This window comes from Muriventricola aceti (assembly GCF_025567565.1).
Classification (GTDB): domain Bacteria; phylum Bacillota; class Clostridia; order Oscillospirales; family Oscillospiraceae; genus Lawsonibacter; species Lawsonibacter aceti.
In genome coordinates this window covers 76,938-100,866 of the sequence record NZ_JAOQKF010000008.1, presented here as the reverse complement: position 1 = coordinate 100,866, position 23,929 = coordinate 76,938, and the positions used below count along the sequence as shown (strand labels likewise).

Sequence of the window (23,929 nt, the reverse complement as noted above, 5' to 3'; positions counted from 1 at the left end):
GGTGGTCTTTTCTTATTATTAGGAGGCACTGCCAATGGATAAAAAGCAGCTACAAGAGTTTATCAGCGCCATTGGGTCGATTGCGGAAACGGCCCTTCTCTTTTATCGGAGCACCCTGGCGGCGAAAGCAACCCCGGAAGAGGCTATGCGGTTGACCCAGGCCTTTATCGCGGCCATATTTTACGGCAACAAAAACAGCAGCTCCACTCCGGAGCAATGAAAGGAGAACATTATGACGATTCAGGGGTGGGTTCTCTTTGGGATTCTTGCTCTCTTTATTCTTTCGTTTGGCATCTTTGGCGCAATTATATTTGAAAAGATTGTCTGGAAGGTCTTCAGCGTTGTAGCAGCCATGCTCCTTATCATCGGACTCTTTGCCGGGATGCGCTGGTATTATCAGAATACCGCCAGCGGTCAACGGGCAATGACTGACCAGAAAAGTGAACTGGACAACGGGCTCGAACGGACGGTGACGATTTATACGGCAGATGGTGAGATCATTGCACAGTACACTGGGAAAATTGACATTGAGGGCAATGACGGCGGCTACGTCCTCTTTGACTATGAGGGGAAGCGCTACACCTACTATAACTGCTTTGTGGAGTCTATTGCGGACATTAAGTAGGGTACGGACGAAAAATTATATTTAAGAGGTAAGACTATGGCTGGATTGAATTGTGAAATCAGATGGGAAACCCGGCTCTGTGAGGTAGATGGCGAGCTTGGATATTTCCATTGCTGGGAGCATTGGTCCAATGTGATAGATGCGAGTCCGCTGCGGGGTGGTCACCCTGGAGGCCAGATTGGGCAGGTCTACGGTATCGTCGAGTTTACGGACGGCGTCCGGAGGGTAGACCCGTCGAAGATCAAGTTCTGCGATGAGGAGAATGCCTTGTTGACAGAGATGGCAAAACACCATCAGGAGGGAAACACATGAAAGTTTGTATTTTATCGAATGATGACCCTGCGGCCTTTCAAAGCTCGATCAATGCTTTTATCGCTGACAAAAAGGTCATCGACATCAAGTATCAGAGCATGAACCTGACGCTCAAGTTTACGAATGGGGTTCCTTCGGAATCAATCATCGTGGATCGTGCGCTCATCATCTATGAAGAATGAGCAGATAGCAGCAGTTCGTTGCAAATGCGGACGCCCGGCACATATTTGGCATTCGCGGGATGGATATTTATGCGGGTGCATCAATCCGGACTGCCCCATCTCTTTAGAGAGGTCACGGAAGTCTAGAGCGGAATCGATCCAAAAGTGGAATGCGAAGATGAAAGGAGAATCTCATGAATAACGAATGGCATCCCTGTCGGTATGTTGATTGTAAGTTGGAACATGATGGCTCCTGGGTAGACGGAAAGTGGTATGAATGGGAAGATATTTACGGCAACCGTGAAGTCGCTCGAATGAAACTCGACGCCATGGACCACTTTTATCCTAATACCAAAATCATCAAGGAAGAAAATGTCCGTCGTTACAGAGAGATTATGGAAGGAGAAAACTGATGTTCGTTGTGAGAGACTGGACGCGAAACCCTTCTTACACCATGGTAAGCAACGACGTTAAAGACGTCCGCGATATTGTTATCGGCATTACCGGAGATGAAACGATTGGCGACCATGTGCTTCTTCATCTTGGACATATGATTTTTGGACAATTTTTAGTATGGGGTCCGCTTGTCATTAGGCGCGTTCCGGATGAAGATGCTCAGGCATTATATTTGAAAGGAGAAAACGATGCTGATCATTAAGACAGCGGAAGACCGAGAACGCTGCACGTCTTGTTATGGCAACATCATCGTTGAGTTGACCATGGAAGAAGTCGTTGCCCTGTTCTCAGGAGCAACGCTCGGCGATCCGAACTTTAATGAATATGGGATATTCATTCGATTAGAAGGCTCTACGCCTGTTTGAAAGGAGAAACTAATGGGTATTAAGTTTGAAGGTCAGGTCTTAAAATTTGGCACCGTGGATAAATGCAATAGAAAATTTGCCCCGGACTGCAAGATCACGTTCCCCGAGAAAATCCCGGTAGCCTACAACTTCGATATGGATGAAATAATCGGACATGCTGATATTTCCAAGGTGGAGGACGGACTCAAAGGCGTGGTATCATTGTTCGATACGAATATTCTCCCTGGAAACGAGTATTTCGTTGGCGGATATTATACCAGGATCAAGACGCATGTGGAGGACCATATCACTGTTGTCGATTCTGGTAGGTTGGTCAGTATGAGTATCATTCCGGAGCATAATGTCGCTGATGAAAATTTGAAAGTTAGGAGAGTTGAACCCAATGCTGAAAATTGAAAACACCGAAGTCCTTGGCTGGGAGCACGCTATTCGAGGTATGCGCAATCCGATGAACTCTTGGGAGAAGAGTGATTCCAGTTGGAGATATGTTGCTCCAGCTCAGAGGGAAAGTCATATTCTGGCTTCGTATTTTGATGATTCTGAATTTTGGATCGGCCCTAATGATGCGGATTTGATGAGCCGTCTTCGCAACGCCGGCACCGACCACCGGAAGTTCATGCGGATGATTACGGTCTATGTGGACTTGACGGCTCCGCTGTACTGGTGGAAGGAGTTTGATACTTACAAGGTAGGAACGGTGGCCAATTCTTGCTCCACCATGCACAAAATTGCAGCGAAGGAGTTCACGCTGGAAGATTTCTCGTGTGAGCATTTATTCGATTCCGCGAATGGTGAAGATACGGATTGTTGGACCTATTCCACAGAAGGTATCTGCGAAATTGAACCGATTGATATTCTCAACCTCACCATTGCTATGCTTAATAAGGCCAGAGAATTGTATCTGGATTATCAACAAAAGGCATCTACTGGCGATCAATTTGCTAAAGATCATGTCAAAGAGTATTGGTGGCAGATGATCCAGCTTCTCCCTTCCTCCTACAACCAGCGGCGAACGGTCATGCTCAACTATGAAGTGCTGGCCAACATCTACAAGAGCCGGCGGAACCACAAGCTGGACGAGTGGCACACCTTCTGCGACTGGATTGAGGGTCTGCCGTACAATGAGCTGATTACTGGCCCCAGCTTGAAAGATATCCCCATTAGTAATGAGATCATGGAAGAGGCAAAACGAAGAGTCCATGAGGAACTGAATGCACAGTTCGATCATTTCTGTAAATTACACGAGGGTTAAATGATGAATAAGGAACAGAAGTGGATCGAAAAGCACCCCATAACGTGGCTTTTGATGCAGAAAATAGGGGAGTTTCTGTGGTTCTTTGCCAAGTTCTCTGTCTGTATGCTTTTGTGGTGGGCGATACATCACTGAGGAGTTGCCGCACAGCGAGTTGATTACCAAAGAAGGAGAATGATATTTATGGAAAAGAGTAATTTCATCACCTCTTGGCAGGAGGTTCACACCATCGTGGATGACGCTATGTCGAAGGGGAATCGGTCGGTGTCCATTTATATTTCGCCGGATGGTGGAATGTCCATTAGCGTATCCCCTTGGCCCGATGAGGAGTCACTTCGAGTTGCCTATGAACAGGGCAAAATCTCCTACAATGATTACCGTAAGAGCATTGGACTTTCCCCTGTCAAGACCTAATTGACACTCTTCGGCCAAGCATGGTATCATGAAGTCGAAGATACAGCATCAACTATGCGCAAAAAGTGCAGCTCCTATTATGGAAGGAGGTTGTTAAGCTATGGCTGAACGCAACAATTCTCACCTTCTGGATGGTGGTGATGATCCCATGGGCATGACAGACAACCAGTATAAGGGTATGCTTCTGGACCAGTTGGAAGACTGGCAGGAAGTCCTGGATCTGGCAATCAAGGCCGGGAACACCGAAATCCAGGAAAAGGTTGAGAAACAGATTCGCAAAATCAATGAAAAGCTGAAGTTCTAAACCTCGACCAAAGGGAGAGCCTACGGAAACGTGGGCTCTCTTCTTTTATATTTGAAAGGAGTCGATCAGATGGAAAAAATACTTCGACTAAACGAACAAGATATTGTCCAGGCACTTGCAGACCACTTCAATGTGGATCGCGCCAAAGTAAACCTGACGGTCAAAATTAGGACAGAGGGATACGGCCCGACCGAGCATCAGTTTCCGGAAGTGAGCGCTGATATCAAGGAGGGTTGAGCATGGACATTCCAGGAATACGATGCTTGACCTGCATCCACATCAAAGTTTGCTCGCTGAAACCCACCCTGCTCATGTATGAAATGATGGCGAAAGAAATGGGCATATCTCTGCACTGTCCAAACTATATTGATATTTCACGGCTTCGCCCGGAGAAAGGACAAAAAGATGACGCTTCATGAAAAAGTTGTTCTCTCTGCTTACACCGGCATTTTGATGTGCGACTTTTCCGAAGTGCACAAGTACATCGAAAAACTCCTCGGCAGGCCGGTCTGGACGCATGAACTGGCCAGCGAGGCTCTGTGGTCCGAAATCAAGGAAAAAGCAAAGCCTGATTTTCACAAAATCATCGAGCCATAGGAGGGGTTCCAATGCGAAAGCTCAATTCTGGCGACAAGCTCTATGTTTGCGATCGTAAGCGATGCGGCGACCGGTGTCACTATCCTGATTGCCGGCATACCACTGATATTTCCCATGCAATCAATGCTCCAACCTTCCCCAACGGCTTTGAGAAGGTGGAGCACAACGGCAACGTCTATTTTGTAGAGAGGGAGGATTGATACTTTGACCTTTAAGGAGTTCACAGCCTGTGACGGACGGTGGGGCATGGTAGAGGCAATGGTCTGCATCGACCTGATGGCGGAAATCCGAAAACTATCCTTCTGGAAAAGGGAAAAATTTTGGCGGGAGCTGTATGAAAAGCATGTTTTGGATGAAATTGTCGAGCCGATCAACCAAAAGATCCTCATCGACCAACTCGCCGCCAGAATCCCGCATACTGACCAAGCAACTACACACGAAAAGGAGCATTCTACAATGACCATCAATGAATACCAGGCGCTTGCGCTGCGCACGGAGTCACGCATCACCACCGACCCCGTCCCTTATATTCGCGTTCTGGAAGGGCTTATGGGCCTGAACGGCGAGGCCGGCGAGGCCATTGACCTGATGAAGAAAGTGCTGTTCCAAGGCCACGAGTTCGACCGGGAGCACATGGCCAAAGAGCTGGGCGACATTGCCTGGTATCTGGCTGTCAGCGCAGACGCCATTGGCTACGACCTGGAGAGCATCTTGCAAATGAATGTGGATAAACTCAGGGCACGGTATCCGGACGGTTTCAGCATGGAGCAGAGCCTGCATCGTAGCGCTAATGATATTTAGGAGGTGCCGTCATGAACGTCCAAGATGACTACCTGTTTGTCCGGTTTGACAAATACTGCAAAACCTGCAAGCATGAGAAGCTGGAGGAAAACGAACCGCCCTGCGACGAGTGTCTGGAGCATCCAGTAAACCTGCACTCGCATAAACCTGTTTGTTACGAGGGTACGGATGAGTAAGAAAGACCGTTCCGCAGCATACACCACTTAAAACACAGGAGGGCAATATGGCACAAAAGCGAATCAGGATGGTTCAGCGTGATATTTTGAACGATCGGCTGCGGCTTCTCTACGACGACGGAACGCAAGGTGTTCTGGAGTATGGGGAAGCCGTTTCCCGTTCCAAGGCGCCTGCCATCATCAAACCGAACGACTTTGTTGGGCTGACGCTCAAGCAGGCCAAACTGAAACTTGGCATCAAGAATTGAGGTGCGGCCCGTGAGTTACCAATACGATTTATATTTACAAAAGCACAAGGCCAACGTGAAAAAGGGTTTTGACTGGCTTCAGACCAACATGCCCTGGCTCTTTGAGGGGAAACCGGACGCTGCTTGGCAGACCGAGTTCGAGCATGATGCGTCCAAATCAAAGCCGGATGAGTACGAGGCCTATGACGCTTATTTCTATGGAGGCAACCGCTCCTATGCTGTTGTCCAGGCGTTCCAAAGAGCCTGGCTCCTGCACATCCACCGCAATCCCCATCACTGGCAGCACTGGGTTCTAATCAACGATGACCCCGGTGAAGGCGAAGTCCTGCTGGAGATGCCTTACAATTATATTATTGAGATGATCTGCGACTGGTGGGCCTTCAGCTGGGCGGAAGGTAATCTGAGCGAGATCTTCTCGTGGTATGATGAACATAAGGACTATATCAAACTGAACCCGAAGACCCGCGAAACCGTGGAAGATATTCTCTGGGAACTCCGGGGACGGCTTGGATTTAATGTCCTTGCTCATCATGGCGTCAAAGGTCAGAAGTGGGGCGTTCGTAATGGGCCGCCGTATCCGCTTGATAAAAGCAAGAAGTCTGGTAGAATAGTAACAAAAACCATCAAAGGACATGCTGGACCAACTAAACAGGATGAACCCGACAGTGTCGTTGATCACATTTCTTCTGATGGAAAAGTGAAAACACGCGCATTTTACGATGGTGACGGATGGAAAGTTTCAGAAATACACACGAGCGATCATGGTAATCCCAAACACCATTCGTATGGAAGTCATGGCGAGCACATTCATTATTATGAGTGGGATCGTGAAACCGGAAAACGAATTAGTAGCACTCAGGAAGAGATACCGGAGGATTTAAGGAAGGAGAATGATGATATTTTATGACTTTAGAAGAGTTTGTAGCGATTCTGAGCGATGAGTATGCCACGGCCGAGTTTGAGTACAACGGCAAGCGATGTGGCATCGAGCCAGAAACCAGCGATTCAAATACCACCTATGCGATGTGGTATGGCGAGACCTGGAAAGACTATTCAGACATAGATGACCTTCTTTCGGACGACTTCTTCGATGGACGCTCCCTTCGTGATATTTTCGATTCGGTTGACGTGCAGTTCTAACTCATGATTTAACGAGCATTAGTCTGAACCGGAAGGTGAAAAGGAGTTCACATGGTTAAAAAGTATGACAAAGTCCGCCTGAAGGACGGAAGGACAGCAACCATTGTCGAGGTCTTGGAGGAAGGTGTTGCCTATCTGGCCGATATTGACTTACCCGGTCCTGATTGGGATACGGAGGAGATTCGCCAGGAAGACATCGAAGAGGATTGATATTTGAACGCTATGAAAGTACGCTGGAAAGGCGAAACCGAGTTCCTGATGCTTACACACGATAAAGTTTATACCGTTCTTGGCATGGAAAAGGGTTGGTATAGGCTGGTCGACGACAGCGATGAAGATTATCTGTACCCTCCTGAGAACTTCGAGATCGTGGAAGAGTAATTATATTTATGAGCCTTTAGAGTTCTAAGCCCACAGGAAAGGAGAAAAACTGTGATAACAATTCAAGGGCAATACAACACTGCTATTTGCTACACCAATGAGCTGGAAGGAGCGGCTCGGGAGCAGATTCAAGCTGTTTGTGACCGGCCTGAGTTTGCAGGCTGTAAAATCCGCATTATGCCCGATGTCCATGCGGGTAAAGGCTGTACCATCGGCACCACTATGACCATTCAGGACAAGATCGTCCCAGGTATGGTAGGCGTGGATATTGGCTGTGGTATGGAAACTGTGGAACTGGCCGAACGCGAGATTGACTTCGCCAAGCTGGATGCGCTGATTCGGGAGAAGATTCCCTACGGCCGAGAAATCCGCGATATTCCCCATCCTCTCAATTCGGAAATCGACTTGACCCAGCTCCGTTGTGCCGACCAGGTCAATCTTGACCGAGCAGTTCACAGCATCGGCTCTTTGGGAGGCGGTAACCACTTTATTGAGGTAGACCAAGCCGGGGACGGGCGGCTGTTTCTCGTGATTCACTCCGGGAGCCGACATCTCGGAACGGAAGTGGCCGACTATTATCAAAACGAAGGCCGCCGGGCACTCTGGGGCGGAGCCCGTCATCAGATTCAGGAGACCATTGCCCAGTTGAAAGCGGAGGGGCGTTTCCAGGAAATTCAGAAGACCATTACGGCGCTGAAGAAAGAGCGCGTGTTGGATATTCCGAAAGACCTGGCCTATGTGGAGGGTAAGTTGTTCGACGACTACATCCACGACATGAAGTTGACCCAGCGCTTCGCCGTTCTGAACCGAAAAGCTATGGCGGACATCATCGTGTCCGGGATGGGATTCACGATTACGGACGAATTCACCACCATCCATAATTATATTGATACGGACGCCATGATCCTTCGCAAAGGCTCCGTTTCTGCCAAAGCTGGCGAAAAGCTGCTCATCCCCATTAACATGCGTGACGGAAGCCTGATCTGCATTGGCAAGGGAAATGAAGAGTGGAACTGCTCCGCTCCGCATGGCGCGGGAAGACTGATGAGCCGGCGAGCTGCGCTCAATACGTTGTCTATGGAAACCTTCCGGTCGGAAATGGAAGGCATCTATACGACCTGTGTGGTGCCGGATACATTGGACGAATCTCCCATGGCGTATAAGAGCATGGATGAGATTATCGCACAAATCGGCCCCACAGCGGACATTGTGGAGCGTATTCGCCCGGTCTACAACTTCAAAGCCTCGGATTAAACAAAATACGAAAAAAAAAGAATGCCTCGAATTGTGTAACAGCAGTTCGGGGCATTTATGTTTTCTGGAAAGGGGCGGCATGAAAGGGATTTATCAGAGTGTGCCCGACTGCATCGCTTGTATGAATTTGGGGTGGGCTCCCGAAGGAGCCTGTTCGGGATGCCTCAGATTGGCAAAAGAGCGCGCCGAAGAGGTTGGTATTTTACAGCTCGGCGTTGGTCTCTTCGCAGACAAGGCCGTTATCAAGAAAACGAACGGAGCACTGGCAACCGTTCCGATGAGCGAACTCACCATTATCGATTGATATTTTGAAAAGGAGAAAACACCATGAACGAAATGAATGCAAATGCAGTCGAAACCAAGGAACCCGAGAACGCTACGGCGGCTACCCCTCCGAAGATCATTGCTGTGGACTTCGACGGCTGTCTTGCAGTCAACAAGTGGCCGGAGGTGGGAGAGCCCATCTGGAAGAACATCAATCGGCTGAAAGAGGAGCAGGCCAATGGTACCAAGGTCATCCTCTGGACCAACCGTGTCGGCGAGCCCCTGGAGAAGGCTGTGAGCTTCTGCAAGGAGCATGATATTCACTTGGACGCAGTCAACGAGAACCTGCCCGAGATCATCGAGGCCTTTGGCGGGGACTGTCGGAAGGTCTTTGCCAATGAGTATTGGGATGACCGGGCGATGCTGATGGATGAAGAGGAAAACCGCTGGGCCTCTCAGGAAGTCGAGATGGCCTGTCAGCGGGAAAAAGAGGCTTCGGAGGATACGGATGACTGGGCATATGGCGTGGCCTGCTATAAGAGCGCTCTGAGGGCCTTCGAGTGCCTGTACCGGGATGGTCACAGCGGGTTCAGCATCCAGATCACCAAGAGCATTCTGAACCGTCTGATCGACGGCAAGTGCCTGACGCCCATTGAGGACACTCCTGACATTTGGAGCGACATCACCAGTGAGTGCAACTGGAAAGAAGGATATCAGGAGTACCAGTGCAAGCGCATGTCCTCCCTGTTCAAGGAGGTTGCTCCGGATGGCACAGCCACCTATTCCGATACCGAACGGGTCTGCGGCATAAACATCAATACTCCGAATGCGGCCTTCAGCAATGGCTTTATGACCCGGCTCGTGGATAAGATCTTCCCCATCACCATGCCCTATCTGCCTGCCGGCAAGAAGTATCGCGTGTTTTCGGAGGACTTCCTGGTCGATCCTAAGAACGGCGACTACGATACAGTTGGCTACCATTATATTCTTACGCCCGATGACAAGAAGGTGGAGCTTAACCGCTACTTCAAGGAAGAGGACGGCAAGATGGTCCAGATTGAAAAGGCCGAATATGAGGAGCGGAAGGCGAAGCGGGTGACCAAGAAATGAAAAACGGCTGGGATGATATTCTAAGGTTCATCTTCAACTTGGTCACTGTTCTGGCCATCCTCGGCGTTCTATTCCTTGTAAAACTTCTGTTCGACTTTTTGAGGTGGATTCTATGAAAAATTTCGACACTATGCTGGTGGGATTTGACCACAGCCACGGCGACCCTGCGGTATTGATCGTTGGGAGGAAAGCACCTGGCGATAATGTTCGCATCATCAATCAGTTCCAAGGCAAAGAGGCGGAAGAGCTGTACCGGAAACTGGTCGGAGAGGAGGATAAAAATGATTGAGAAAAGACTGGGTAAAATTGACTTTGTCGAGTTTGGTAGTATGAAAGATTACCCGTTTCAGCTGGGGCTCCAACTCGGTTTCTCGATGTCTGGCAGTGGCGTCATGGATGGTGGCAAATACACTGTAAACATGTCTCCAGACTGCCACTGGGAAATTGGAACTCGTCATACCAATCTTGCGGAATCCCTCGACCGCGTGGCAAAAATCCTCAATGATGCGAAGGTGAATTATATTTCCGAGCTGTTGGGGAAGCCCGTTGAAGTAACTTTGGAAGATGGTATGTTCAAGGAATTCCGGATTCTTACGGAGGTCCTTTGATATTTTGAAGGGAGGACACATGAAACGCATTTACGTTGGCACACTCTTGTGCATTATTTTGTCGTTGGGACTTTTGACCGGATGTGACCAAGGCGTCGCTCGCTCTCTCGGTGGCGATATGACATTAGAACTTGAACCCGGGCAAAAACTGGAGATGATTACCTGGAAAGAGGATTCCTTGTGGTATTTGACCAGACCCATGCGGGATGACGAGGAGCCTGAAACCCACACGTTTCAGCAATCGTCTGAATTCGGCGTGTTTGAGGGGACCGTAACCATCGTCGAATCTGTTGTCGAAGGAGAAAACGCATCATGACTATTTATGTTTCAGGAAGACAATCGGGCAAAACCACATTTCTGATTCGGCAATCCGCAGATACAGGCGCGGTCATTGTGGCGCCGACCTGCCAGATGGCGAGATACATCGATAGTATGGCTCGCGACCTTGGTTTGCAGATTCCTCCGCCCGTTACTGTCGCCGATTGGATTCGAGGCCTGGTTCGTCAGCCTAAAGACCATGACAAAACCTACCTGGTGGATGAGCTGCAAATGGCTCTACATCAACTGAATGTCAAAGCGGCAACGATTGATAAAAATCATGAGGAGATGGTTCGTATGTTTAGAGCAAAGGAAACCTGCTGTACCAGATGCAGCCATAGGGGCGTGTGTCAGTACAAGTCGGAGTATCTGGCGGCACAAACTGCTGTGGATGAGGTAAGCGTCCGCCGACCCTCGAAGGATGACGAGTCTATCAGGAGCATTCGCCTGCATGATATTCCCTGGATCGAGCCGGTGGAGTTGAAATGCACATACTTCCGCCAGGACACAGGGGCAATTCGATAACTACTATTCGGGAGGAATAAACCAATGAACAAAAAAGTGATGCGCCATAAGGCGATCTGCGACGAGCTGAACAGCTTGTACGAACGAAAGAACCATGACTACGGCGACAGCTTCCATCAGACCTTTGTAGAGGAGGGACTGGCTATGACCCGGATTCGGCTGGGAGATAAGTTCTCCCGATTTAAGACCCTCTCCCGCCTCTCTGCAAATGACGCCGGTCAGCAGCAGGTTACGGACGAATCCATTCGGGACACCCTGATGGATCTGGCCAACTACGCCATCATGACCATTCTGGAGATGGATGAGGAGAAAGGGATGGAAACGCCCGACCCCAATGCTGCCTCTATGGCGATTGGTGCTTGCTCAGCCCGCAGTGATATTCGGGCCGGTCTTCGCTGAAACCAACGGAATGATGGGAGACAGCTATGCAGGTCAAGAAAGCCGGAGGAAAGGTGTACGGGGCCGTACTTACCGCAGCGGAGAAGAAAGCCATGGACTTGGAGATCCAGCGGGAGCTGGCAGAGTACGACCGAAAGCATATCGCCGAGATCGACGCGACTATTTTATGGGTGCTGCATGAGCAATTCGGGTTCGGGGCTCAGCGGCTCCGAACTTATTACGACGCCTTCCACGACCGTATCAAAGAATTGGTCAGCCGCTATGAGATGGAGGATCAGGATGATATTTGGCTCTGCACTCAGATGCTGAAGAGAATCGGCGTCGATGTGGAGGCGTGGCACAAGGAGAGTGAGCATGGGACTTGATGATTTTGGAAGAGCAGTACGGAACATCCGCTTAGTCAGGGCACTCCTGCTCTATGACATGGCAAAGGACCTTGATATTTCATCGGCTGAGCTGTCTGCCATCGAGTGCGGGAGAAAACCTGTTCCCGATTGGTTCGTCTCCAAGCTGCAAGAAAAATACGGCATCAGCGACATGCACGCTCAATCGCTTATCAAATTTATGAAGGAACGGGGTGACAGTGATTGTCCTGGAACGACCGAAAAAACGCAGAGGGATATTCTGACCCGACCGCCTATCAGGCCCTGAAGAACATTGAGACCGAGGAGGAACGGTTCCACAAGCTGCTCCATATGATCTTTGATATTTGCGCTTTGTCGGACTTCGAGATCGAGGGGCGGATCGTTCTTGTGGATAAGCGTTCCGGCAAGGTTTGGAGGTGAGTGGAATGGGTCTATCAAGATTGGCGAAGAAATGCCAAGCGTGTCCGTACGTATCCACCTGCGACCATAAGCGAATGGAGGCGCTTGGATATTTACCACTGCCGGAAGCAAATGTCGAAGTGAAGGTAGATTTGTCAGCCACACCAACAGCAGAACTGATTGATCAGTTGAGTCGAGCCGTACAGATTCCAAAACACGCATTACGTGGAGGTGAATGGAATGGGTATGACACTTGAACAGACTTTGGAAACAGTCGCTAAGATACAGAAGGCCTGGGACGCCTTGGCTCTGTCGATATCGGATGCGGCCGAAACATTTGTAAAGATGTGGGAGGAGGTCTTCTCCAGCCCTGATATTTGGCCCGGACGGAAGTCTGTCCCGCCGAAAAAGTACGGCATGTCCCTGCTTAAAAGCGTCCGTACCAGGCGTTTCCGGCTTATCATTACCACCCCATTGCCCCTCGAAACAGGCCTTACCAGCGGCGTTCCTATTGAGAATGAGGCTGGATATTTCTAATCTAAGATGGAAAACGGGCTAACTTAGAATAGAATTCGTCCGTACACGGCTTGAAAATCTCTGCCCAGATGGTCAAAAGCTGCTACTATTACTGTTAGTAGCAGGTCATTTTGCTGGCCACTTTTGGTCTGTAAAACTGGCCATTTGCCCACTTTGGGTTCGGATTTTGCGAAAATTTGGAGGTTGGATAGCCGTGTACGGACGGAAAATTGGTGAAAAACTGGCCATTTGCCCACTTTTTGCCCACTTTTATTTCAAAAGTGGGCAGGCTGAAACCCTTGCGCCCCAAGGGTTTGCGGGTTTTCTGGCCATTTGCCCACTTTTTTTCTTAATTAAATGCGAAAAAAATATTAAAAATTATATATAAGTGGAAGAAAAAAGTGGCCAACTGGCCAGCAAGGGCAAAATAGTGAGTTTTGAGGCTGTTTCGAGCCATTTTCACAAGATGACGTGACTGCAAAGTTCACTCTTCCATTTCACGATGCATTGTGATATACTGAATCCGCCACACAATCGTATAAAGAATTATTCGGCTACGGAGAACACATCTTGGCAACAAGTGTCTTCTCTCTATACTCATGCGCCCGTAGCCGGGTAACGAGATTGTGTGGCAACAATGAGAGATGCGCTTTAGTTGCAGAGTGCGTCTCTTCATTGAGGCGCACTCTTTTATTTTGCCCAAAGGAGGGAAGGCTGATGGGAAGATCTAACAAACCGAATCCCAATATTGGCGGGAAGCTCGGACTTGTCGCCGGAATCGTTAGTGCTGTGACTCCAGTTGCGATTGAGTTTATAGACCGAATCCCCAGAAAAGACGAAACGGAGCCCTCTGAAGAATTGATATCCATGCCGGAGCTCTGTTCCAAAAAGTTCCCTTTGAAACTGGACGAAGCTAAAGAACTTATAGAGGGCCACGGTCTGAAAGCGCTGCCTATCGAAGTTCGCATCAGAGATGCGCATGTTAGATACAAGGATTGTTTTGACCTTCAGGTCGTTGCCTGCAATAAAAAGGCCAACTCAAAACTTAAGCCTGGAGAGGTTGTTATTATCCAGTATGTGACTCGTGAGGTAATCGATGAGAGTCTACGGATATTTGAAGAAGCTGAGCGGCAGAAAGCCGCCTTGAAGCAAGAAAGAGCCGATAGGCGGGCCGAGAAATGGGAGCACATAAAAACCCATGCTGGTGATACTGCCGTCAAAGCAAAGGCCGGCGTTGAGAAGATCATTCATCGAGACAACAAAAAGAAAGAGTTTGACGAGGAGGATTCTTATGAGTAGTGGAAAGAAACGCAGCGGCGGCGGATTGCTGCTGGACCTTATCCTGACCATCTGCACGGGAGGTCTTTGGCTGATTTGGATTCTGATTCGGTATCTGCGGAACAACAGCTGATGGAAAACAAATTGATATTCTGCGTTTAGCCGAGGTGCCTACGGGTGTCTCGGCTGTTTTTGTTTTCGCAGGAAAAACCGTCGCCTTTATGAGGAGGCGATGTTATGAAACCGAACATGAAAGACTCGACCCAACTACTGATAACGTTTACCACTTCGATGGCGGCGGCGATTGGATCATGCGCCGGAGCCACGATTTGGCAATCGTTTGGCAAACCAAAGGTCGAGGAGATTGCCGAGAAGAATAGCAAGCCAAAACGGAAAATAGGATTTAGTATCGATTAAAGATTAGAGCCGCCAGCCGCGGCTCTTTTCTTTTTGCCCAAATTGATATTTTAAGGCTGTTTTTCTTTCCGCGAAAAAAACAGACTCTTTTATGGAGAGGAGAGAGATATGTCGCGCATATCTTGTTCTTTCTATCACTTTTATCGGAAAGGAGGCCGTTCGATGGCCCGAAGCGCAAGACTGGAAAGCGGTTTTCAAGACCGGCTCATCAGCACGCTGAAAGCACGATTCCCTGGCTGCATGATATTTAAGATGGACCAGCGCCAGGGCATTCCCGACCTGTTGATTCTTTACGGCGAGAAATGGGCCTCCCTTGAATGCAAGAGATCTAACAAAGCCAAGAGACAGCCGAACCAGGAATATTACGTTGGGAAGATGAACGAGATGTCGTTCTCCAGATTCATCTCCCCGGAGAACAAGGAGGAAGTGTTGGATGAACTTTGTAAAGCATTCCAACCTTGAGGGTCAACATGCTTTTCTTGGCGCGAGCACCTATCACTGGATCAACTACACGGAAGAGAAGGTGGCCGACGCCTACGCCAAGTATCGTGCGGCCCAGCGCGGCACAGTCCTTCACTCTTTTGCCGCCCAGTGCATCAAGCTGGGTCAGCGGCTACCCAAGTCGCAAAAGACATTGAACATGTATGTCAACGATGCAATCGGTTACAAGATGACGCCGGAACAGATCCTCTACTATTCCCCGAACTGCTTCGGCACCGCTGACGCGATTTCATTTCGAGGCGACATACTCCGGATTCATGATTTGAAAACTGGAGAAAGTCCGACACACATGGAACAGCTGATGATTTATGCGGCGCTCTTTTGCTTGGAGTATAACTACAAGCCGAACGAGATTCAAATGGAGCTTCGTATTTATCAGAATGACGGAATCATTTGTCACCAGCCCACGATCGAAGATATTTTCCCCATCATGGACCGGATCATAACCTTCGATAAAATCATCAACAGTATCAAAGAGGAGGAGTAAGCCATGAACCCCATCGCGGAAGATATTTTGATGCACTATGGCGTCAAGCGGCGCTCTGGGCGCTACCCCTGGGGTTCTGGTGAAAACCCCTATCAGCATGGCGGCGACTTTCTGGCCAGAGTGGAAGAACTCGAAGCCATGGGAAAGAGCCAAAAAGAAATTGCCGAAGAACTGAAGATGTCCACTACTGACCTTCGTATGCAGGTTCGGGTGGCAAAGCATGAGCGACGGGCTCTCCAGGCGGAACGGGCCAAGTCCCTTCGTGAAGAAGGAAAGACTCTCGATGAGATTGCCAAAATCATGGGGTACAACAACGACTCCTCGGTTCGTGCGCTTCTCAATGAAAACACCGCCAGCAACAAGAACAAGGCCCTTGCTACCGCCGAGGCATTGAAGAAAGAGCTGGCAGTAAAAGGGGCTCTTGATGTTGGCGAGGGCGTAGAGCAGCAGCTTGGCGTCTCGAAAGGAGTTCTTCAGGAAGCTCTGTTCATTCTGGAAACGGAAGGCTATAACCGATATGGCGTTGGCGTCCCTCAGGTGAACGACCCCAAGAAGCGGACAATCACTCCGGTTATTTCGGTTCCCGACATCGAGCAGAGAGATGCCTACCAGAACCTCGACATCATCAAGTCGGTGGGCGACTATCACTCTTCGGATGGAGGCGCATCTTGGGATAAGCGCGAGTATCCGGCAAGCATCGATTCAAGCCGAGTCAAGGTGCTCTATGGGGATGAGGGCGGCTCGAACAAGGACGGAGTCATTGAAATTCGTCGTGGCGTTGCAGACCTCGACCTGGGAAACGCTCACTATGCGCAGGTACGCATTCTTGTGGATGGGACGCATTACCTCAAGGGCATGGCCATGTATTCTGATGACATGCCGGAGGGGTGCGACATCGTGTTTAACACGAACAAGCACTCCGGAACGCCCAAGATGGATGTATTCAAAAAGATTCAGGACGACCCCGACAATCCTTTCGGCGCATTCATCAAGGCCAACGGTCAGAGCTACTACCCCGACCCGAATGGCAAGTACACAGACCCGATTACCGGCGAGAAAAAATCTTTGTCGGCCATCAATAAGCTGAAGGAGGAGGGTGACTGGGACAAGATGAGTAAGAACTTGTCCTCCCAGTTCCTATCCAAGCAGCCCATCAAGCTGATCCAGAAGCAGTTGGATTTGACCTATGCCGATGCGGCCGATGAATTCGCCGAGATTTGCTCTCTGAACAACCCGACTATCAAGCGGAAGCTTCTTATGGACTTTGCAGATGAATGCGATTCTGCCGTTGTCCATCTGAAAGCGGCCGCCCTCCCCCGGCAGAGCACACAGGTCATCTTGCCTATCACAGCGATGAAGGAAACGGAAATCTATGCCCCCAACTATCGTAACGGTGAGAAAGTTGTGCTGATCCGCTACCCCCATGGCGGAACCTTTGAAATTCCGGAGTTGACGGTCAACAACAAGAATCAGACGGCCATTTCCGTTCTCGGCAAGAACATCAGGGATGCGGTCGGCATCAATCCAAAGGTGGCAGAACGGCTGTCCGGCGCGGACTTTGATGGCGACCAGGTCGTTGTCATTCCTGTCGGCGGAAAGGTTTCTGTAAAATCTACCCCCGCCCTGGATGGGTTGAAGGATTTTGACCCAAAAACAGAATATTCCACCGAGGGCAAGACTGGCGTCCGGCTCCTATCTAAAGCTGGCACCCAGATTGAGATGGGGAAGATTTCCAACCTCATCACCGACATGACCTTGAAAGGGGCCCCCCAGGAGGAGATTACAAAGGCCGTCAAGCATAGCATGGTCGTCATTGACGCTGCCAAGCATAAGCTCGACTATAAGCGGTCCGAAGTCGAAAACGACATCCCCACCCTCCGTAAACGGTGGCAGGGCTACACAGACCCCGAAACCGGTAAGGAAGTGGGCGGAGCCTCCACCCTACTCTCCAGGCGCAAGCAGACCGTCGAGGTTCCGGAGCGTCAGGGCAGTGGGCGCATTGACCGGGAGACAGGTGAAGTCGTCTATAAGGAGTCTGGTCGAACCTATGTAGACCCTAAGACTGGTAAAACGGTCAAGGCCACAACCAAAATCAAACTATTAGAGGCAACCGATGACGTCCGTAAGCTGTCTTCCGGCACTGTTCAGGAAGATGCCTATGCCGACTATGCCAATCGTATGAAAGCGCTTGCCAACAAGGCGAGACTTGAGTATCTGGATACGCCGACATTAGTACGGAACGCCAGTGCAGCAAAAACCTATGCGCCTGAAGTCGCAAGGCTGACCAGTGCACTGAAGACTGCGCAGCTTAACGCCCCTAAGGAACGTGAGGCCCAGCGCATCGCCAATGCTCAGGTAAAGGCCAAGGTTCAGGCGAACAATGTCACCGACAAAGACGAAATCTCTAAGATTCGTCGTGCGGCGATCAGTGACGCTCGCGTTTCCACTGGCGCAAGCGGAAAAGGAACGCGCATTACGATCTCCGATGGAGAATGGGAAGCAATCCAAGCTGGCGCGATCTCTGATACAACCTTGAAAGAGATTCTTCGTTACTCTGATCCCGATGTCGTCCGAGAGCGCGCAACCCCAAGAGCATCGACGCAGTTGTCTGAAGCTCGTGTCAATCGCATTAAAGCGATGGCCAATTCTGGAAGCACCAACTCCGAAATCGCAGATGCTTTGGGCATTTCGCCTTCTGTCGTTTCCAAGTATCTCAATGAGTAAGAAAGGAAGTGAGAGCGAATGGAAATGTGTATGCTTACTACTACCGATAACCCCTACGACCCTTTTACACAGTATGAAGCGTGGTATCGGTTTGATGAAGACAACGGCTATCATTCCTGCGCTTTCTTAGCGCGCATCGCCCGTACTTCCGATCAGCTTTCTGACAAGGAGAACCAGGAAGAAATCGAGCGAGCAATCAACGACATCATCAAGTACGACCCCCTGGGCATCTATAAAAAGGTTAAGAAGATCGTGCAATCCGAGCCTGCCGTGACCGCATGATGGTAAATCGATGGTAGCCATTGGGAAAGAAACGTTCTCTCATCAGGAGTGCGTTTCTTTTTGTCATTTATGGGACACATTCAACCCACCGGTTGCGGATCACGGCCTCGAACTCATTCAAAGGGTATAGGGGGTCCCTCCGAAATGGTACCCCCTCTGCATCGCACTGGTCTTTGAAAATTCTCCGGGGGATATTTTTGAAAAATGGGTTCGGTTTGGGGCGGCGTTTGAACAAGCCCGCAAGACGAGCACTCACTGGCAAGGACTCTTTTTATCTGGTTGGAACCTCCTTTTTCCTCCAGAGGCATTGCATTACCTCCAATGTCATTTTTCTCCACTTGCCGGCGGATCGTTTGTGCGGGCTTCTTCAAATGCCGCCCTGAACTACCCATAAACACATGGAAAACAAAACAGAAGTTATGGAGAGGGGGCGTCAAGCGTGGCAAAACCCATCAAGTCTTCCGGCAGTCAGGCAGGGAAACGCCGCGCCGCCTTGACGCCGGAGGGCCGCGAGAACCAACTAATCGACCTGGCGGTATCTCTTGTGGAAAAGCGGCTGCTGGAAGGGACCGCCTCCTCTCAGGAGGTCACCACCATCCTGAAGCTGGGGACCACGAGGGCCCGCCTTGAGAATGAGCGGCTGGCCAAGGAGGTGGAGCTGGTCCAGGCCAAGACCGAGGCTTATAAATCCGGAGTCCGGATGGATGAGCTTTACGAGAAGGCCATGGCCGCGTTCAAGCGATACAGCGGACAGGAGGAGGACGAGGATGAGTATTAGGTGCTACTCCGAGCTGATCCAACTCCCCACCTTCCTGGACCGCTATCAGTACCTCCGTCTGGATGGCGTTGTCGGAGAGGAGACCTTCGGCTTTGACCGGTATATGAATCAGGCTTTTTACAAGTCGCCGGAGTGGCGGCGGGTGCGTGACGCGGTGATCGCCCGGGACCTGGGGTGTGATTTGGGTGTGGCCGGACGGGAGATATTCCGCCGTCCCATCATTCACCACATGAACCCCATCAGTCCAAAGGACATCCGGGATCGGGTGGAGATGATCCTCGACCCGGAGTACCTGATCACCACCATCCACGAAACTCATCTGGCCATTCACTACGGCGATGAGAACCTGCTGCTTCCGGAGCCGGTCGTACGAAGGCCCAACGACACCTGCCTCTGGAAAATGTAGAAAAGAGGGACGACACTCCGCCCTTCTTTTCCGGCTTGCTAAGTCTTGATCTTGGCTTTCCCGTGACCGTTGTTCCGCTGGAAATGCGGACTGTGACAACCTTCACGCTTCCGGCCTGACTTTTGGACTTAGCAGCTTTTGCGCTTAACCGTTTCATGTCGTTTCTACCTCCTTTCGCAGGGATGAATCAATCATGTGGCCCAGGAGCGGCATGGAACGGGCGCACCTTATGACAACACAACTTTTCGCTATAAGCAAGGAGGCGGCGCCATGGAAGGTAATCCGGGAAGGGCACCCAGGCTCGTGGGAGTCGTGGTGAACTGCCTCGACCTGACCATCCGTAAAAGCCCCGGCAATGAGGCGGAGGTCACAGGACATCTATCGGTCCTGACCGAAGTTCTGGTCGATATGGACAAGTCAACGGAGGACTTCTACCGGGTGCTCGCCAGAAACGGCGTCGCCGGGTTCTGTCCGAAGAAGTACGTGGCGATCCGCCGGTAAGGAGAGTGCTATGGAGATCACAGAAAGCGTCCTGACATCTGTCAAGAAACTGCTGGGGATCGACGAAGGCTACACGCACTTTGACGCCGACATTGTAATGCACATCAACAGCGTGTTTTCGATTCTGACACAGATGGGGGTCGGGCCGGCAAACGGATTCTCCATTACGGGGAAAGACGAAGGCTGGTCCGATTTCATTTCTGGCGGGGCCGTCCTGCCCCTGGTCAAATCTTATGTCGGCCTGAAGGTGCGCCTGCTGTTTGACCCGCCCCTCAGCTCTGCGGCCGTCGAGTCTATGAACCGGCAGATCAGCGAGTTTGAGTGGCGGCTTTTCGTTGCGGCAGACCCAGTCGAACCCACCAGCGGGAAGGAGGAACTTCAAAATGGAGCATGATGCATTACTGCACTACGGAATCAAAGGAATGAAGTGGGGCGTGCGCCGTTACCAGAACAAGGACGGTTCGCTGACCCCCAAAGGAGAGGCGCGCTACGACCGTGACAAGCGGGAGAACGCGGCCAAGAAGAAGGAAAACCGGATTGACCTCTCCCAGCCTGATCCGAAGCGCTGGGCAAAGGAGGACCTGGAGCGCACCAAGCGCACCGTGGACGCCAGCGCCAACCTGGCCAAGGAGCTGAAGAAGCTGGACGAGAGCACCACTTCCAAGCCGACACCAAAGCGGATGGACCTGTCCAAGATGAGCGACAAGGAGATGCGGGATCAGATTAACCGGGAGCTGCTGGAACGGCAGTATAACCAGCTGTTCGCGGAAGTGCCTGCCGCTCAGGTCTCCAAGGGCCGCGAAGCGCTCAAGACCACGCTGGAAGTTGCCGGCAGCGTTCTGGCCATTGGCAGCAGCGCACTGGGCATCGCGTTGGCCATCAAGGAACTGAAGGGCTGAGGTGAGTCGGTATGGAGCTGCGCCACCACGGCATTTTGGGCCAGAAATGGGGCGTGCGCAACGGCCCGCCCTATCCATTGAGCGGCGGTGACTATACTCCGTCCCAGCGGAAGGCCATTTCCAACAAACGCAAAAGCGGCAACAGCATCTACAACAAGAAGCACTTCGATGAGGTGCTGAAGGTTGATAAGACCACGCTGAGCACGCTGTCCTATGATAAGGACCGGACCAAGAACGCCGATATGTTCTACGCCACCCACCATGCTCTGGATAAACACCAGTACAACGCCCTGTTCAACCGGCCGATTCCCCAGACGGTCTATGATAAGGATGGAAAGGCGATCGGCACAGGTTCGTTCATGAAGTACCGGATCGACAATTCCCTCAAGACCGACCTGAAGGTGGCCAGCGAGGATTCCGGAGCCAAGGTCTTTATGGACCTCTATAAGAAGGACCGGGATTTCTACAACTTTGTCACTGACCGGGAGCGGATGCAGGGGTACTTTGTAAACGACAAGTACAAGTTCAAGGGCTACCGCGAAGCAGCGGCCGTCCTTGGGAAGATGCGGGAGCCGGACTACAAGCCGACCTCCGATGACCTTCAGACCGTGTACCGGATGTTCAACTACGTCATCCCCTATGACGGTCAGGGCGACAGCCGAAAGGGACGCGATATGTATAACCAGCGCACCAAGTTCTTCCATGCGTGCAAGGAGGCCGGTTATGGCGCAGTTCTGGACACGAACGACGCCATATACGGCGGGTTCAAGGCCAAGTCACCCATTATCGTGTTCGATATGGAGCAGGTGGTCCCGAAAGACGTCTACCGCACAAATCTGACGGATCAGAAGTTTTCCACTCTGGTCCTGGTCGGCCGGAAGCTGCTGGGCTTGTAACGGGAGGCGGGTGCGTACATGTTATCCAACACCGCCGTCCCCCGTTATTATGGAGCATTTCGGGACGCCGTTCTCCGAGGGGATATTCACGTCTGCAAGGAAGTGGCGATGGAGATGTGGCGGATCGACCGCCTGATCGAGTCACCGGGATATTACTACGATGACCGGGCGGTGGAGGGATGGATTGAGTTCTGCGAGAACGAGCTGACCCTAACTGATGGCTCCGACCTGCATCTTCTGGATACCTTCAAGCTCTGGGGCGAACAGGTGTTTGGATGGTACTATTTCGACGACCGCTCTGTCTATGTGCCGAACCCGGATGGACGGGGCGGCCGGTATGTGACGAAGCGGGTCAAGCAGCGGCTGACCAAGAAGCAGTACCTCATTGTGGGAAGAGGCGCGGCCAAGTCCCTCTACGACTCCTGCATCCAGGCCTATTTCTGTGTGGTGGACGGCTCGACGACCCATCAGATCACGACGGCCCCCACCATGAAGCAGGCGGAGGAGATCGTCAACCCCATCAAGACCGCCATCACCAGAGCGAGAGGCCCTGTGTTTCAGTTCATGACCGAGGGTTCCTTGCAGAACACCACCGGCTCCAGAGCCAACCGCGTCAAGCTGGCCTCTACAAAGAAGGGGATCGAGAACTTCATCTCCGGCTCCCTGGTGGAGGTCCGTCCCATGTCGGTGGACAAGCTCCAGGGACTCCGCTGCAAAGTGGCCACGGTGGATGAGTGGCTTTCTTCGGCGGACGCCCGGGAGGATGTCATCGGTGCCATTGAGCAGGGCGCATCCAAGCTGGACGACTACCTGATCATCGCCACCAGCTCCGAGGGCACGGTCCGAAACGGAGCGGGCGATACCATCAAAATGGAGCTGATGAACATTCTTCAGGGTATCGGCCCTCCCCAGGAGCACGTGTCCATCTGGTGGTACAAGCTGGACTCCGTGGAAGAGGTCGCCTATCCGGACATGTGGATCAAGGCAAACCCCAATCTGGGAAAGACCGTGACCTACGAGACCTACCAGAAGGACGTTGACCGGGCAGAAACGGCCCCCGCCACCCGCAACGATATGCTGGCAAAGCGGTTCGGGCTGCCCATGGAGGGCTACACCTACTACTTCACCTATGAGGAGACTCTCCCCCATCGCCGGCAGAGATTTTGGCAGATGCCCTGCTCCCTGGGGGCAGACCTTTCCCAGGGCGACGACTTCTGCTCCTTTACCTTCCTGTTTCCTCTTCGGGATGGCTCCTTTGGCGTCAAGACCCGAAACTACATCACATCGCTGACCCTGCACAAGCTGCCGGCGGCCATGCGGGTGAAGTATGAGGACTTCATGGCGGAGGGGAGCCTGATCGTCATGGAGGGTACTGTTCTGGACATGATGCAGGTCTACGATGACCTGGACGAGCACATCATCAACCGGGGCTATGACGTGCGCTGCTTTGGCTACGACCCATACAACGCCCAGGAGTTCATCAAGCGGTGGACAGATGAAAACGGCCCCTTCGGCGTAGAAGTGGTCCGACAGGGTTCCCGGACGGAATCTGTCCCTCTGGGCGAGCTGAAAAAGCTGGCCGGAGAGCGTATGCTGCTCTTTGACGAGGAGCTGCTCACCTTCTCCATGGGAAATTGCATCACCATGGAGGACACCAATGGAAACCGGAAGCTGCTGAAGAAACGGTCCGACCAGAAAATCGACGCTGTGGCGGCCATGATGGATGCGTATGTGGCCTATAAGCACAATCCAGAAGCATTTGAATAAAAA

The 23,929-nt window shown here is 51.3% G+C and carries 47 protein-coding genes; all 47 read left to right on the top strand.

What is annotated here, in order from left to right:
* Positions 1-34: 34 nt before the first annotated feature.
* Positions 35-220 (top strand): hypothetical protein, encoded by a 186-nt coding sequence (locus OCV64_RS10095; RefSeq protein WP_130849648.1) that lies wholly within the window; start codon positions 35-37, stop codon positions 218-220.
* A 12-nt stretch (positions 221-232) separates the two neighbouring features.
* Positions 233-625 (top strand): phage holin family protein, encoded by a 393-nt coding sequence (locus tag OCV64_RS10090; RefSeq protein WP_262669925.1) that lies wholly within the window; start codon positions 233-235, stop codon positions 623-625.
* 36 nt (positions 626-661) lie between these two features.
* Positions 662-937, top strand: a complete 276-nt coding sequence (locus tag OCV64_RS10085; RefSeq protein ID WP_195308494.1) for a hypothetical protein — start codon at positions 662-664, stop codon at positions 935-937.
* Entirely contained in the window at positions 934-1,119 is a 186-nt protein-coding gene (locus OCV64_RS10080; protein ID WP_024723704.1) for a hypothetical protein, read from the top strand. The genes OCV64_RS10085 and OCV64_RS10080 overlap by 4 nt, the downstream gene beginning before the upstream one ends.
* A 173-nt stretch (positions 1,120-1,292) precedes the next feature.
* Positions 1,293-1,511, top strand: coding sequence for a hypothetical protein (locus OCV64_RS10075; protein WP_195384229.1), 219 nt, complete (start codon positions 1,293-1,295; stop codon positions 1,509-1,511).
* Positions 1,511-1,756 carry a hypothetical protein gene (locus OCV64_RS10070; protein ID WP_262669924.1) on the top strand — a complete coding sequence of 82 codons (246 nt, stop codon included), beginning with the start codon at positions 1,511-1,513 and terminating at the stop codon, positions 1,754-1,756. Before OCV64_RS10075 ends, OCV64_RS10070 begins: the two co-directional genes overlap by 1 nt.
* Positions 1,743-1,919 carry a hypothetical protein gene (locus OCV64_RS10065; RefSeq protein ID WP_155857021.1) on the top strand — a complete coding sequence of 59 codons (177 nt, stop codon included), beginning with the start codon at positions 1,743-1,745 and terminating at the stop codon, positions 1,917-1,919. Before OCV64_RS10070 ends, OCV64_RS10065 begins: the two co-directional genes overlap by 14 nt.
* A gap of 12 nt (positions 1,920-1,931) precedes the next feature.
* On the top strand, positions 1,932-2,315 hold the full coding sequence (locus tag OCV64_RS10060) for a hypothetical protein (RefSeq protein ID WP_195308491.1): 384 nt from the start codon (positions 1,932-1,934) through the stop codon (positions 2,313-2,315).
* Positions 2,302-3,171, top strand: coding sequence for a hypothetical protein (locus tag OCV64_RS10055; protein WP_243260595.1), 870 nt, complete (start codon positions 2,302-2,304; stop codon positions 3,169-3,171). The genes OCV64_RS10060 and OCV64_RS10055 overlap by 14 nt, the downstream gene beginning before the upstream one ends.
* A gap of 183 nt (positions 3,172-3,354) precedes the next feature.
* Entirely contained in the window at positions 3,355-3,585 is a 231-nt protein-coding gene (locus OCV64_RS10050) for a hypothetical protein (RefSeq protein WP_195308490.1), read from the top strand.
* A 100-nt stretch (positions 3,586-3,685) separates the two neighbouring features.
* Positions 3,686-3,889: a hypothetical protein gene (locus tag OCV64_RS10045; RefSeq protein WP_009258481.1), complete on the top strand. Its 204-nt coding sequence runs from the start codon at positions 3,686-3,688 to the stop codon at positions 3,887-3,889.
* 69 nt (positions 3,890-3,958) lie between these two features.
* Positions 3,959-4,126 (top strand): hypothetical protein, encoded by a 168-nt coding sequence (locus OCV64_RS10040; RefSeq protein ID WP_195308489.1) that lies wholly within the window; start codon positions 3,959-3,961, stop codon positions 4,124-4,126.
* A gap of 2 nt (positions 4,127-4,128) precedes the next feature.
* Complete coding sequence (locus OCV64_RS10035) at positions 4,129-4,308, top strand: hypothetical protein (RefSeq protein WP_130849654.1); 180 nt, start codon at positions 4,129-4,131, stop codon at positions 4,306-4,308.
* Positions 4,295-4,486, top strand: a complete 192-nt coding sequence (locus OCV64_RS10030) for a DUF7736 domain-containing protein (protein WP_024723697.1) — start codon at positions 4,295-4,297, stop codon at positions 4,484-4,486. The genes OCV64_RS10035 and OCV64_RS10030 overlap by 14 nt, the downstream gene beginning before the upstream one ends.
* Positions 4,487-4,497: 11 nt before the next feature.
* Complete coding sequence (locus tag OCV64_RS10025; protein WP_195308488.1) at positions 4,498-4,686, top strand: hypothetical protein; 189 nt, start codon at positions 4,498-4,500, stop codon at positions 4,684-4,686.
* A 4-nt stretch (positions 4,687-4,690) separates the two neighbouring features.
* Positions 4,691-5,287, top strand: a complete 597-nt coding sequence (locus OCV64_RS10020) for a nucleoside triphosphate pyrophosphohydrolase family protein (protein WP_243260593.1) — start codon at positions 4,691-4,693, stop codon at positions 5,285-5,287.
* A gap of 11 nt (positions 5,288-5,298) precedes the next feature.
* Complete coding sequence (locus tag OCV64_RS10015) at positions 5,299-5,463, top strand: hypothetical protein (RefSeq protein WP_195308487.1); 165 nt, start codon at positions 5,299-5,301, stop codon at positions 5,461-5,463.
* A gap of 47 nt (positions 5,464-5,510) precedes the next feature.
* A complete protein-coding gene (locus tag OCV64_RS10010; protein ID WP_024723694.1) occupies positions 5,511-5,711 on the top strand; it encodes a hypothetical protein in 201 nt (66 codons plus the stop codon).
* Positions 5,712-5,721: 10 nt separating this feature from the next.
* Positions 5,722-6,618, top strand: coding sequence for a DUF5662 family protein (locus OCV64_RS10005; RefSeq protein ID WP_262669923.1), 897 nt, complete (start codon positions 5,722-5,724; stop codon positions 6,616-6,618).
* Positions 6,615-6,851 carry a hypothetical protein gene (locus OCV64_RS10000; protein ID WP_195308486.1) on the top strand — a complete coding sequence of 79 codons (237 nt, stop codon included), beginning with the start codon at positions 6,615-6,617 and terminating at the stop codon, positions 6,849-6,851. Before OCV64_RS10005 ends, OCV64_RS10000 begins: the two co-directional genes overlap by 4 nt.
* Positions 6,852-6,902: 51 nt before the next feature.
* A complete protein-coding gene (locus OCV64_RS09995) occupies positions 6,903-7,061 on the top strand; it encodes a hypothetical protein (protein ID WP_165449860.1) in 159 nt (52 codons plus the stop codon).
* A gap of 3 nt (positions 7,062-7,064) precedes the next feature.
* Entirely contained in the window at positions 7,065-7,232 is a 168-nt protein-coding gene (locus OCV64_RS09990; RefSeq protein ID WP_195308526.1) for a hypothetical protein, read from the top strand.
* Between the two features lie 51 nt (positions 7,233-7,283).
* Positions 7,284-8,486, top strand: coding sequence for an RtcB family protein (locus OCV64_RS09985; protein WP_195308485.1), 1,203 nt, complete (start codon positions 7,284-7,286; stop codon positions 8,484-8,486).
* A gap of 169 nt (positions 8,487-8,655) precedes the next feature.
* A complete protein-coding gene (locus OCV64_RS09980) occupies positions 8,656-8,790 on the top strand; it encodes a hypothetical protein (RefSeq protein ID WP_262669922.1) in 135 nt (44 codons plus the stop codon).
* A gap of 23 nt (positions 8,791-8,813) precedes the next feature.
* A complete protein-coding gene (locus tag OCV64_RS09975; RefSeq protein ID WP_262669920.1) occupies positions 8,814-9,860 on the top strand; it encodes a hypothetical protein in 1,047 nt (348 codons plus the stop codon).
* Between the two features lie 112 nt (positions 9,861-9,972).
* Entirely contained in the window at positions 9,973-10,149 is a 177-nt protein-coding gene (locus OCV64_RS09970) for a hypothetical protein (protein WP_195308482.1), read from the top strand.
* Positions 10,142-10,468 carry a hypothetical protein gene (locus tag OCV64_RS09965; protein ID WP_130849660.1) on the top strand — a complete coding sequence of 109 codons (327 nt, stop codon included), beginning with the start codon at positions 10,142-10,144 and terminating at the stop codon, positions 10,466-10,468. Before OCV64_RS09970 ends, OCV64_RS09965 begins: the two co-directional genes overlap by 8 nt.
* A gap of 19 nt (positions 10,469-10,487) precedes the next feature.
* On the top strand, positions 10,488-10,784 hold the full coding sequence (locus tag OCV64_RS09960) for a hypothetical protein (protein WP_130849661.1): 297 nt from the start codon (positions 10,488-10,490) through the stop codon (positions 10,782-10,784).
* Positions 10,781-11,311 (top strand): hypothetical protein, encoded by a 531-nt coding sequence (locus OCV64_RS09955; RefSeq protein WP_195308481.1) that lies wholly within the window; start codon positions 10,781-10,783, stop codon positions 11,309-11,311. The genes OCV64_RS09960 and OCV64_RS09955 overlap by 4 nt, the downstream gene beginning before the upstream one ends.
* A gap of 24 nt (positions 11,312-11,335) precedes the next feature.
* A complete protein-coding gene (locus tag OCV64_RS09950; RefSeq protein WP_024723685.1) occupies positions 11,336-11,710 on the top strand; it encodes a nucleotide modification associated domain-containing protein in 375 nt (124 codons plus the stop codon).
* Positions 11,711-11,736: 26 nt separating this feature from the next.
* Positions 11,737-12,075, top strand: coding sequence for a hypothetical protein (locus OCV64_RS09945; RefSeq protein WP_024723684.1), 339 nt, complete (start codon positions 11,737-11,739; stop codon positions 12,073-12,075).
* A 222-nt stretch (positions 12,076-12,297) separates the two neighbouring features.
* Positions 12,298-12,495, top strand: coding sequence for a hypothetical protein (locus OCV64_RS09940; protein ID WP_024723682.1), 198 nt, complete (start codon positions 12,298-12,300; stop codon positions 12,493-12,495).
* Positions 12,496-12,714: 219 nt separating this feature from the next.
* On the top strand, positions 12,715-13,011 hold the full coding sequence (locus tag OCV64_RS09935; RefSeq protein WP_262669919.1) for a hypothetical protein: 297 nt from the start codon (positions 12,715-12,717) through the stop codon (positions 13,009-13,011).
* A gap of 193 nt (positions 13,012-13,204) precedes the next feature.
* The gene (locus OCV64_RS09930; RefSeq protein WP_262669918.1) at positions 13,205-13,378 is read left to right on the top strand and encodes a hypothetical protein; all 174 of its coding nucleotides are present in this window, start codon (positions 13,205-13,207) and stop codon (positions 13,376-13,378) included.
* A gap of 329 nt (positions 13,379-13,707) precedes the next feature.
* Complete coding sequence (locus OCV64_RS09925) at positions 13,708-14,289, top strand: hypothetical protein (protein ID WP_195308477.1); 582 nt, start codon at positions 13,708-13,710, stop codon at positions 14,287-14,289.
* Positions 14,290-14,505: 216 nt separating this feature from the next.
* The gene (locus OCV64_RS09920; RefSeq protein ID WP_024723680.1) at positions 14,506-14,685 is read left to right on the top strand and encodes a hypothetical protein; all 180 of its coding nucleotides are present in this window, start codon (positions 14,506-14,508) and stop codon (positions 14,683-14,685) included.
* 162 nt (positions 14,686-14,847) lie between these two features.
* Positions 14,848-15,147, top strand: coding sequence for a hypothetical protein (locus OCV64_RS09915; protein WP_034565728.1), 300 nt, complete (start codon positions 14,848-14,850; stop codon positions 15,145-15,147).
* Entirely contained in the window at positions 15,119-15,673 is a 555-nt protein-coding gene (locus OCV64_RS09910) for a DUF2800 domain-containing protein (RefSeq protein WP_195308475.1), read from the top strand. The genes OCV64_RS09915 and OCV64_RS09910 overlap by 29 nt, the downstream gene beginning before the upstream one ends.
* A gap of 3 nt (positions 15,674-15,676) precedes the next feature.
* Complete coding sequence (locus OCV64_RS09905; RefSeq protein WP_195308474.1) at positions 15,677-18,397, top strand: winged helix-turn-helix transcriptional regulator; 2,721 nt, start codon at positions 15,677-15,679, stop codon at positions 18,395-18,397.
* A gap of 18 nt (positions 18,398-18,415) precedes the next feature.
* Complete coding sequence (locus OCV64_RS09900; protein WP_024723676.1) at positions 18,416-18,679, top strand: hypothetical protein; 264 nt, start codon at positions 18,416-18,418, stop codon at positions 18,677-18,679.
* A 439-nt stretch (positions 18,680-19,118) separates the two neighbouring features.
* Positions 19,119-19,457, top strand: coding sequence for a hypothetical protein (locus tag OCV64_RS09895; RefSeq protein ID WP_024723675.1), 339 nt, complete (start codon positions 19,119-19,121; stop codon positions 19,455-19,457).
* Positions 19,447-19,863: a hypothetical protein gene (locus OCV64_RS09890; protein WP_130849667.1), complete on the top strand. Its 417-nt coding sequence runs from the start codon at positions 19,447-19,449 to the stop codon at positions 19,861-19,863. The genes OCV64_RS09895 and OCV64_RS09890 overlap by 11 nt, the downstream gene beginning before the upstream one ends.
* A gap of 270 nt (positions 19,864-20,133) precedes the next feature.
* Positions 20,134-20,364 (top strand): SH3 domain-containing protein, encoded by a 231-nt coding sequence (locus OCV64_RS09885; protein WP_130849668.1) that lies wholly within the window; start codon positions 20,134-20,136, stop codon positions 20,362-20,364.
* A gap of 10 nt (positions 20,365-20,374) precedes the next feature.
* Positions 20,375-20,758 carry a phage head-tail connector protein gene (locus tag OCV64_RS09880; protein WP_130849669.1) on the top strand — a complete coding sequence of 128 codons (384 nt, stop codon included), beginning with the start codon at positions 20,375-20,377 and terminating at the stop codon, positions 20,756-20,758.
* A complete protein-coding gene (locus tag OCV64_RS09875; protein ID WP_024723671.1) occupies positions 20,748-21,263 on the top strand; it encodes a DUF7211 domain-containing protein in 516 nt (171 codons plus the stop codon). Before OCV64_RS09880 ends, OCV64_RS09875 begins: the two co-directional genes overlap by 11 nt.
* Positions 21,264-21,274: 11 nt before the next feature.
* Complete coding sequence (locus tag OCV64_RS09870; RefSeq protein ID WP_130849670.1) at positions 21,275-22,159, top strand: hypothetical protein; 885 nt, start codon at positions 21,275-21,277, stop codon at positions 22,157-22,159.
* Between the two features lie 18 nt (positions 22,160-22,177).
* Positions 22,178-23,926: a terminase TerL endonuclease subunit gene (locus tag OCV64_RS09865; protein ID WP_119345247.1), complete on the top strand. Its 1,749-nt coding sequence runs from the start codon at positions 22,178-22,180 to the stop codon at positions 23,924-23,926.
* Positions 23,927-23,929 lie beyond the last annotated feature (3 nt).

Coding starts and splice junctions, on each gene's coding strand:
- OCV64_RS10095 (WP_130849648.1), top strand. CDS start 35: ATGGATAAAAAGCAGCTACAAGAGTTTATCAGCGCCATTGGGTCGATT.
- OCV64_RS10090 (WP_262669925.1), top strand. CDS start 233: ATGACGATTCAGGGGTGGGTTCTCTTTGGGATTCTTGCTCTCTTTATT.
- OCV64_RS10085 (WP_195308494.1), top strand. CDS start 662: ATGGCTGGATTGAATTGTGAAATCAGATGGGAAACCCGGCTCTGTGAG.
- OCV64_RS10080 (WP_024723704.1), top strand. CDS start 934: ATGAAAGTTTGTATTTTATCGAATGATGACCCTGCGGCCTTTCAAAGC.
- OCV64_RS10075 (WP_195384229.1), top strand. CDS start 1,293: ATGAATAACGAATGGCATCCCTGTCGGTATGTTGATTGTAAGTTGGAA.
- OCV64_RS10070 (WP_262669924.1), top strand. CDS start 1,511: ATGTTCGTTGTGAGAGACTGGACGCGAAACCCTTCTTACACCATGGTA.
- OCV64_RS10065 (WP_155857021.1), top strand. CDS start 1,743: ATGCTGATCATTAAGACAGCGGAAGACCGAGAACGCTGCACGTCTTGT.
- OCV64_RS10060 (WP_195308491.1), top strand. CDS start 1,932: ATGGGTATTAAGTTTGAAGGTCAGGTCTTAAAATTTGGCACCGTGGAT.
- OCV64_RS10055 (WP_243260595.1), top strand. CDS start 2,302: ATGCTGAAAATTGAAAACACCGAAGTCCTTGGCTGGGAGCACGCTATT.
- OCV64_RS10050 (WP_195308490.1), top strand. CDS start 3,355: ATGGAAAAGAGTAATTTCATCACCTCTTGGCAGGAGGTTCACACCATC.
- OCV64_RS10045 (WP_009258481.1), top strand. CDS start 3,686: ATGGCTGAACGCAACAATTCTCACCTTCTGGATGGTGGTGATGATCCC.
- OCV64_RS10040 (WP_195308489.1), top strand. CDS start 3,959: ATGGAAAAAATACTTCGACTAAACGAACAAGATATTGTCCAGGCACTT.
- OCV64_RS10035 (WP_130849654.1), top strand. CDS start 4,129: ATGGACATTCCAGGAATACGATGCTTGACCTGCATCCACATCAAAGTT.
- OCV64_RS10030 (WP_024723697.1), top strand. CDS start 4,295: ATGACGCTTCATGAAAAAGTTGTTCTCTCTGCTTACACCGGCATTTTG.
- OCV64_RS10025 (WP_195308488.1), top strand. CDS start 4,498: ATGCGAAAGCTCAATTCTGGCGACAAGCTCTATGTTTGCGATCGTAAG.
- OCV64_RS10015 (WP_195308487.1), top strand. CDS start 5,299: ATGAACGTCCAAGATGACTACCTGTTTGTCCGGTTTGACAAATACTGC.
- OCV64_RS10010 (WP_024723694.1), top strand. CDS start 5,511: ATGGCACAAAAGCGAATCAGGATGGTTCAGCGTGATATTTTGAACGAT.
- OCV64_RS10000 (WP_195308486.1), top strand. CDS start 6,615: ATGACTTTAGAAGAGTTTGTAGCGATTCTGAGCGATGAGTATGCCACG.
- OCV64_RS09995 (WP_165449860.1), top strand. CDS start 6,903: ATGGTTAAAAAGTATGACAAAGTCCGCCTGAAGGACGGAAGGACAGCA.
- OCV64_RS09975 (WP_262669920.1), top strand. CDS start 8,814: ATGAACGAAATGAATGCAAATGCAGTCGAAACCAAGGAACCCGAGAAC.
- OCV64_RS09970 (WP_195308482.1), top strand. CDS start 9,973: ATGAAAAATTTCGACACTATGCTGGTGGGATTTGACCACAGCCACGGC.
- OCV64_RS09965 (WP_130849660.1), top strand. CDS start 10,142: ATGATTGAGAAAAGACTGGGTAAAATTGACTTTGTCGAGTTTGGTAGT.
- OCV64_RS09960 (WP_130849661.1), top strand. CDS start 10,488: ATGAAACGCATTTACGTTGGCACACTCTTGTGCATTATTTTGTCGTTG.
- OCV64_RS09955 (WP_195308481.1), top strand. CDS start 10,781: ATGACTATTTATGTTTCAGGAAGACAATCGGGCAAAACCACATTTCTG.
- OCV64_RS09950 (WP_024723685.1), top strand. CDS start 11,336: ATGAACAAAAAAGTGATGCGCCATAAGGCGATCTGCGACGAGCTGAAC.
- OCV64_RS09945 (WP_024723684.1), top strand. CDS start 11,737: ATGCAGGTCAAGAAAGCCGGAGGAAAGGTGTACGGGGCCGTACTTACC.
- OCV64_RS09935 (WP_262669919.1), top strand. CDS start 12,715: ATGGGTATGACACTTGAACAGACTTTGGAAACAGTCGCTAAGATACAG.
- OCV64_RS09925 (WP_195308477.1), top strand. CDS start 13,708: ATGGGAAGATCTAACAAACCGAATCCCAATATTGGCGGGAAGCTCGGA.
- OCV64_RS09920 (WP_024723680.1), top strand. CDS start 14,506: ATGAAACCGAACATGAAAGACTCGACCCAACTACTGATAACGTTTACC.
- OCV64_RS09915 (WP_034565728.1), top strand. CDS start 14,848: ATGGCCCGAAGCGCAAGACTGGAAAGCGGTTTTCAAGACCGGCTCATC.
- OCV64_RS09910 (WP_195308475.1), top strand. CDS start 15,119: ATGAACTTTGTAAAGCATTCCAACCTTGAGGGTCAACATGCTTTTCTT.
- OCV64_RS09905 (WP_195308474.1), top strand. CDS start 15,677: ATGAACCCCATCGCGGAAGATATTTTGATGCACTATGGCGTCAAGCGG.
- OCV64_RS09900 (WP_024723676.1), top strand. CDS start 18,416: ATGGAAATGTGTATGCTTACTACTACCGATAACCCCTACGACCCTTTT.
- OCV64_RS09890 (WP_130849667.1), top strand. CDS start 19,447: ATGAGTATTAGGTGCTACTCCGAGCTGATCCAACTCCCCACCTTCCTG.
- OCV64_RS09885 (WP_130849668.1), top strand. CDS start 20,134: ATGGAAGGTAATCCGGGAAGGGCACCCAGGCTCGTGGGAGTCGTGGTG.
- OCV64_RS09880 (WP_130849669.1), top strand. CDS start 20,375: ATGGAGATCACAGAAAGCGTCCTGACATCTGTCAAGAAACTGCTGGGG.
- OCV64_RS09875 (WP_024723671.1), top strand. CDS start 20,748: ATGGAGCATGATGCATTACTGCACTACGGAATCAAAGGAATGAAGTGG.
- OCV64_RS09870 (WP_130849670.1), top strand. CDS start 21,275: ATGGAGCTGCGCCACCACGGCATTTTGGGCCAGAAATGGGGCGTGCGC.
- OCV64_RS09865 (WP_119345247.1), top strand. CDS start 22,178: ATGTTATCCAACACCGCCGTCCCCCGTTATTATGGAGCATTTCGGGAC.